Raw genomic sequence first — 6,836 nt, 5'->3', positions numbered from 1 at the left:
GTTAGCAAAGTAGAGTGAGATACTAGGTAAAAAATAAACAAGATAATTTATAACTTGTTTATGTTTCAGATCATTAAAGTAACAATGATTGAACGCTACACTAAATCCACGAATTTCAAACGCATATAAACTATGTACTACTGTGAATGCGTTTCTGTACAAACGAGGCATTATGAATTTTAAAAATACAACAACTCATTACAGTACTATTTCAATTGCCTTACACTGGCTTATGTTTATTTTAATTGTGACGGTTTTCGCTAGTATTGAGCTACGTGAATTATTTGATAAAGGTACTGAAACCCGCGATGCTTTTAAAATGTGGCACTTTATGTTGGGCTTATCAGTTTTAGCTTTAGTCGTTGTGAGGATAGTTATGCGTGTATTGGCAGGTCCGATACCCGCAATACAGCCTACGCCTGCTAAATGGCAAGATGCTTTAGCTAAATTAGTACACATTGCGCTTTATGTGTTTATGTTGGCGATGCCAATAGCAGGCTGGTTAATATTGAGTATGTCAGGAAAACCAGTGCCATTTTTCGGTATAGAGCTTCCTGCATTAGCAAGTGAAAACAAAGAGTTGGGTAAGTCTATAAAAGAAATACATGAAACAGTCGGCGAGTTAGGTTATTACTTAATCGGCTTTCATGCCGCGGCTGCATTGTTTCACCATTATATTTTGGCAGATAACACCCTTAAACGTATGTTACGTCCTAAAAAGTAGATACAAGAAAAAAGCTTCTAACCCAAAATAAACTCGGGAAAAGTTCATAAAATGAATTGAAGAGAATTTTATTGGTAAATGAGATAGGTGACGGGGCCGAACAGATTATTTTTACCATACTTAAAATATGCGAATAAGGGTGAAATAAAGCATATCAAATTTAATTCCCAACTCTAAATTTTGTAGTGTCAGAAGGGAGGTAGCAATATGGAAATAAAAAGAGTACACAATGCTAAATGTCATTGTGGCACCGTTGAGTTAGAGCTGATTATGCCTCATGGTTTAGAAGACCCGCGTCGTTGTTCATGTTCCATGTGTCGTAAGCGTGGAGCAATTGCTGCTTCTGTTTTGCTTGAAAACCTGAAAATTATTAAAGGCGAAGATAACTTAACCCTCTATCAATTTAACACCATGGCAGCAAAACACTATTTTTGTAAAACATGTGGAATATATACTCATCATCAAAGGCGTTCTAACCCTCATCAATTTGCAATCAATGTTGCTTGTCTCGATGGTGTTAACCCCTATGATTTAGAGCCAGTTAAAATATACGATGGAATCCATCATCCAAAGGATGAAGTTATCTTATAAATTAAAATATTAGCGAGTATTTTATAAAGCGTTATGCTCGGTTTGCCATTTGATTGCTTCAAATTTAGTGATGGCGGCACATTGAGTTAGGCTTGATATCGGCGCTTTAGAAAAGCGCCGTAAGGTTTAACAATAATGGTTACTTTAGCCCTTTCATACGTCAAAACGGTTCCTTGATTATCATTTCATAATGCTTGCTTTGCTGGATAGACTGGCGTAATTTGATGCTGGTACGATGAGTCTATAAGAATAAAAAGGTCAAACGTGACGATTAAACAAGAATCAGTATTTATCAAACTCGCTGAGAACCAAACTTTACATTTACGCCGTATTAGCAAAACTGATGCGAAGGGCCCTGCGGTGTTTTTTATGCATGGTGCCGTTGAAAATGGCAAAATCTTTTACACTCACAGCAATAAAGGCTTAGCCCCTTTTTTAGCTGAGCATGGTTATACTTGCTATGTGGCTGATTTACGTGGTCGTGGTGAAAGTAAACCTGCGATTTCAAAGCATGCAAACTATGGACAAACTGAGGCTATTTTAGAAGATATCCCCGCATTTCTAGATAAAATTAAACAACTTGAAGGCGAGCCTGCTCGTTATTGGGTTGCTCACTCATGGGGCGGGGTGTTAATGAACAGTGTGTTTGCCCGTTTTCCTGAGTTGATTGATGATGTGAAAGCCTGCGGCTATTTTGGTTCTAAACGGTCTTTGTATAATCATCATCCGAGTAAGTATATTCAAGGTAATTTAATTTGGTATGGCTTGGCACCCTTAGTTGCCCGTAAGCATGGCTTTGTTCCGGCTAAAAAGCTGAAGTGGGGCAGTGATGATGAAACCCGTAAATCACATTATCAAAGTATGCAATGGGCTAAGCGTAAACCTTGGGTCGATACAGACGATGGCTTTGATTACGCCAACGCATTAGCTGATAAGGCACTGCCACCCATTATGCATGTGGCGGGAATTAAAGATAAAGCGCTATGCCAGCCTATTGATATTGAAAAGTTTATGGAAGAGTCGGGCATCGGCAAGCAAACGATGACCATTTATGGCCGTAAATTTGGGCATAAGGTCGATTATGATCACATAAATATGCTTACTCACCCACAGGCGCGTTTTGATCAGTTTGTTGATTTGTTGAATTGGTTTGAGACTCACGCATAAGCGTGTGCATTGCGCTCTCGTAGCGTTTGTATTTCTCTAATGCTTTATCACTTAACGGCTGCCTTACAGCCGTTTTACTGAGCGTTGCCACCGGTTTTTTTGACTTATAAAAATTTAAAAACTGCTTGCTGTACTCAATGTTTAAGAATTTACACAGCGCTGTTAGTGTTTGTTCGCTGTCGCTGACAAGTGCTTCATAGCTTAAATCAAAAATTGCTTCTGGCATTACGTTTTGCCAATGTTCCATTAACTGCTGATACAAATCAAAATACTGTTTAAACTCTGGGAGAGAACAAAAGTAAGGTTCGTTTTCAGCAAAATAGTTGCTAAACACCGACCAAGCAATTGCATCATACTCTCGCTGCATATTAATAAATTTGGCATTAGGAAAGAGTAAGTAAATCAAACCAAGTGACTGATAGTTCGCAGGCAGCTTATTGATCATAAAGGGCCGCACAACTGGCGCTTGTTTTATTCGTTCAATATAAATATTACGGGCATTGTTAATTAGCCCTTGGTTTAGCTCTGCTAAGCAATCTGGGTAGGGGAGCTGTGTTTGTTGTTCAAGATATGCAACAACCTGATTACTGATACTGGCATCTTCACCTAAGCTTGCAAAATCATCATTGCTTGCCAACATTTGTTCTACTAGCGTTGAGCCACTTCTTGGCATACCAATAATAAATATGGGTGTAATGGTGCCTGTGAATGATTTGTCTCTAGCATCTATTAGCTCTTCGGTATTTTGCTCTATTATACGCTGATAAAAAGGCACTAAGTCACTGGTTTTAAACTGAGTAAGTTTTATTTGTAATCTATTTGCTAGGCTGAAGTAGTTAAAGGCTTGCTCTGTATCATTGAGCTGGTCATAACTTTTACCTAGCGCATAATAACACACCATTTTTAAACGTAGGTTATTAGTCAATGTTAAAAATTGATGTAGCTCATTTATGTAATTATGTTCGTTATTAAAGCGGCCAAACTGTACTAATTCAAATAATATGTACGCCGTAACTGGGTAATTTCCCATACTGAGAGCATGCTTTAAAATGCGATAAGCTTTGTCTAACTCACCATAGGTTAAATAATGCTGGGCGAGGTAATAATGCGGTTCAGGATTATGGCTAGCAATTGATTTAGCATATTCAAGTACAGTTAAAGCATCTTGCGGTGAATGCACACCATTGAAGGCATCCGCAAGAGCATGTAAAGGTTCAAGCATATGAGGTAGGCGCTCACAGGCTCTTTGTAAAAGGTAAACCGCGGCATCATAACGCTCTAATCGCAGCGCAATGCGGCCTAATCCAAATAACGCTTCGCCATTTTCAGGATCTGAATCGAGAATGGTTTTAAAATGAAACTCAGCCTCTTTTAGCTTGTTTTCATTTAGTAGTTGATTCGCTTTCTGTAACAGCATAGTAATAGCGGGTTATTTGTTATTTTTATTTACTATAAAACGAAAAAGGCGAAATGTCTTTCGCCTTGGTTAACTATAAATATCCAGAATAAATCCGGGGTATCGACTTTCTAGGTTGATTGCTCAACCTAGAAAGCACTTCTATTAGAAAGTATATGTCGCTTTCACGTAATAGAAGCCACCGTTAATACCATATGGTGAAGTCTCGTAGTATTTACCACCCCAGTTGTTGTTTGGGATACCTGTACTATCGAAGAAATCAAGTTTCTCTGCTTCTTGGTCGAATAAGTTTGTCGCACCAACAGAGAAGCTAAGCTCTTCAGTTAGGAAGTAAGTAACTTCTGCATCAATTGTTACTGCAGCATCAGCTGTTTTGGCTGTTGCATCGTAATCTACGTGAACGCCTTGGTATTCGCCATAGTAGTTAACACGTGTAAACGCCGAGAAGTTCTCCCATTGTTGTGCCCAGCTAAGCGTTGCACGGTGGTTTGGTAAGTCATTTTCTAAACGGCTTACTTTAAATTCACCTGTAATTGGGCTCGACTTAGTTACTTCGGTGTCGTTCCAGTTGTACGCTAAGCTAAATGTTGAGCTGCCACCTAACAATTCAGTTGAATAGTTAGCAACCGCATCTACACCTTGTGTCGTTGTGTCAAAGTCATTTGTGAAGAAGCTAACTTGCGCTAAGTTTTGTACATTAGGTACACCAGCTGCTTCAAGTGTGTCTTTGTCTGCTTGGCTTAACTCAATTTTATCTGATTGACTGATACGGTCATCAACTTGAATGTTGTAGTAATCAATGGTGAAGAATAAGTCGCCAAGGGTCCATACTGCACCAAATGTGTAGCTTTGTGACTCTTCAGGTTGTAACTCTGTACCACCTAGTTGCACAGCAATTGGGTTTGTTGGTGGTAAAAGAGCCGAGTCAACTAGAACACCGCTGCTTAAGTTAGTTTGAACGTTACTTACGTTTGCTTGACCAACCGTTGGCGCACGAAAACCTGTACTGATTGAACCACGAATGTTCAAGTCTTCAGTTAAGTGATATTGACCAGTTAATTTGTAGTTAGTTGTCGAACCAAATGTGTCGTAGTCTTCATAGCGCAGTGCTAAGCCCATTAAGAAGTCTTCTGTAAATGGTGCTTCAACATCAACATATGCTGCATAGTTACGGCGAGTATATTCGCCAGCATCAGATGGTTTGAAACCAGGGAAACCGTTCGAGCCGATACCAAAACCTTGTTGAGTTAATGGACCCGCTGTAAAAGATGCCACATCACCAGCGACAACAGTGAAGGTTTCTTCATGCCATTCAAGACCACCAGCAACGTTAACGTCGTAGGCTAAACCAAAGTCAAAACCTTTTGATAAATCAGCGTTGAAGTTTTTCTCTAACTGAGAATATTTACCAGGGCTAAAGTCACGAGGGCTTTCTGGGCCTAATGATGCATTGATTGTGTCGTAGATGAAGTAACGAGATTCGTTGTAACCAACTGTACCGCTTAAGTCATAGTAAGCACCTTCAAGGAAACCAGATGTGATTTCACCTTTAGTACCAATTGTTAAAGCAGTATCTGTAATATTACCACCGAAGTTAGGTGTAAAACCGCCAGGTAGCATTTCGTTAAACGCAAAACAGTCTGGGTTGTTAGCAACTAGATCAATGTATCTTTGGTTATCTAAGACGTTATCATCAATCATGATGTCGGTAGGACAGTTACCGCTCATATCGCCTGTTAAATCACCAACAAGGAGTGTTTCACCGCCGTCATTTGAGTAAACACCTGGACGAGTGTGTGGGTTACGATAGTAGAAACCACCTCGTACATCACGCTCAGAGTAGTTACCAAACATATAGAATTCAGATGAATTGCTTAATTCAAGGCCAATGTTACCAAAGATTGAAATATCGTCATCGACTTCAGGTGCACCCCAAACTTGAGCAAGAGAAGAAACTTCTGGCACGCCTGCAGCGTTAAGTGCTGCTGCATCAGGACGTTGCACTGAGCGACTTGTAGCATCCGCAGTTTTATATTGGAAGCTTAAGTTAGCAAAACCGCTATCAGTAAATGGAAGACCCACATTACCTGAAATTTGTGTTGTGTCGCCATCACCTTCGTAGTATTCACCCTTACGGATTTCGAAAGAACCGCCTTCAGAGGCATCTTTTAAAACAAAGTTCATTACACCTGCGATTGCATCAGAGCCGTACTGAGCTGCAGCACCGTCACGAAGTACTTCTACTTGTTTTAGAGCAATACTTGGAATAACTGAGATATCGGCACCTTGAGCACCATCGTTGATACCACCACCCAAGAATGCGATAACAGAAGCACGGTGACGACGTTTACCATTAACAAGCACTAAAGTGCTGTCTGATGGAAGACCACGAAGGTTAGCTGGACGTACAAGTGACGCAGCATCACTAATTGGGTTTTGGTGAACGTTAAAAGAAGGAACAGAGCCTTTTAAAAGCTCTAGCATGTCAGTGTTGCCACCTTTATCTAGCTCTTCACCACCAATGATATCAATTGGTACAGGTGAATCACCAATTGAACGTGGTGCTGAACGAGTACCTACTACGGCAATTTTTTCTACATTTTTGTTAACTTTAGTTTCTTCAGCTGCTTGTTCTGCAGCAACAACCGAACCCGACACAAACAGGCCTGCTGTTGTTGTCGCTAAAGCAAATTTAATTGCTTGTTGTAGCGCATTATTTTTGAATTTCATTCTGACTTCCCCAGTTAGAATATTTGTGATTATGTCACCGAAGCTAAATGTTAAACTTGGTGTAAATCTCTTATACATCCTGTAAATTTATTTTGCAAATTGTTAATGTCATGTTGTTTGTTGGTTTTTTTGTGATTGTTTATTGCTCGTTTTTTGATTATGTCTATGAAATCAATGGGGATAATTTATTCCTTATTCTTCTTGTTC

General features: G+C 39.6%; 5 protein-coding genes. 3 read left to right on the top strand and 2 right to left on the bottom strand.

All coding sequences use genetic code 11. The features are described from left to right. Positions 1-172 precede the first annotated feature (172 nt). The 3 genes from L1D46_RS19000 (at position 173) to L1D46_RS18990 (ending at position 2,482) form a co-directional block, all read left to right on the top strand. Positions 173-724, top strand: coding sequence for a cytochrome b (locus L1D46_RS19000; RefSeq protein WP_130052490.1), 552 nt, complete (start codon positions 173-175; stop codon positions 722-724). Between the two features lie 207 nt (positions 725-931). Then, positions 932-1,315 carry a GFA family protein gene (locus tag L1D46_RS18995; protein ID WP_130052489.1) on the top strand — a complete coding sequence of 128 codons (384 nt, stop codon included), beginning with the start codon at positions 932-934 and terminating at the stop codon, positions 1,313-1,315. A gap of 264 nt (positions 1,316-1,579) precedes the next feature. Beyond that, entirely contained in the window at positions 1,580-2,482 is a 903-nt protein-coding gene (locus tag L1D46_RS18990; RefSeq protein WP_130052488.1) for an alpha/beta fold hydrolase, read from the top strand. Here the strand turns inward: L1D46_RS18990 and L1D46_RS18985 are convergent. After that, complete coding sequence (locus tag L1D46_RS18985) at positions 2,415-3,899, bottom strand: sulfotransferase (RefSeq protein ID WP_130052487.1); 1,485 nt, start codon at positions 3,897-3,899, stop codon at positions 2,415-2,417. The two genes, L1D46_RS18990 and L1D46_RS18985, sit on opposite strands and share 68 nt — an antisense overlap. A gap of 144 nt (positions 3,900-4,043) precedes the next feature. Next, on the bottom strand, positions 4,044-6,629 hold the full coding sequence (locus L1D46_RS18980) for a TonB-dependent receptor (protein ID WP_130052486.1): 2,586 nt from the start codon (positions 6,627-6,629) through the stop codon (positions 4,044-4,046). Positions 6,630-6,836: the final 207 nt, after the last annotated feature.

This window comes from Pseudoalteromonas sp. Isolate3, assembly GCF_022398505.1.
Lineage (GTDB): Bacteria > Pseudomonadota > Gammaproteobacteria > Enterobacterales > Alteromonadaceae > Pseudoalteromonas > Pseudoalteromonas apostichopi.
Note: the sequence above shows the minus strand (reverse complement) of the source record. Positions and strands in the feature narration are given on the sequence as shown.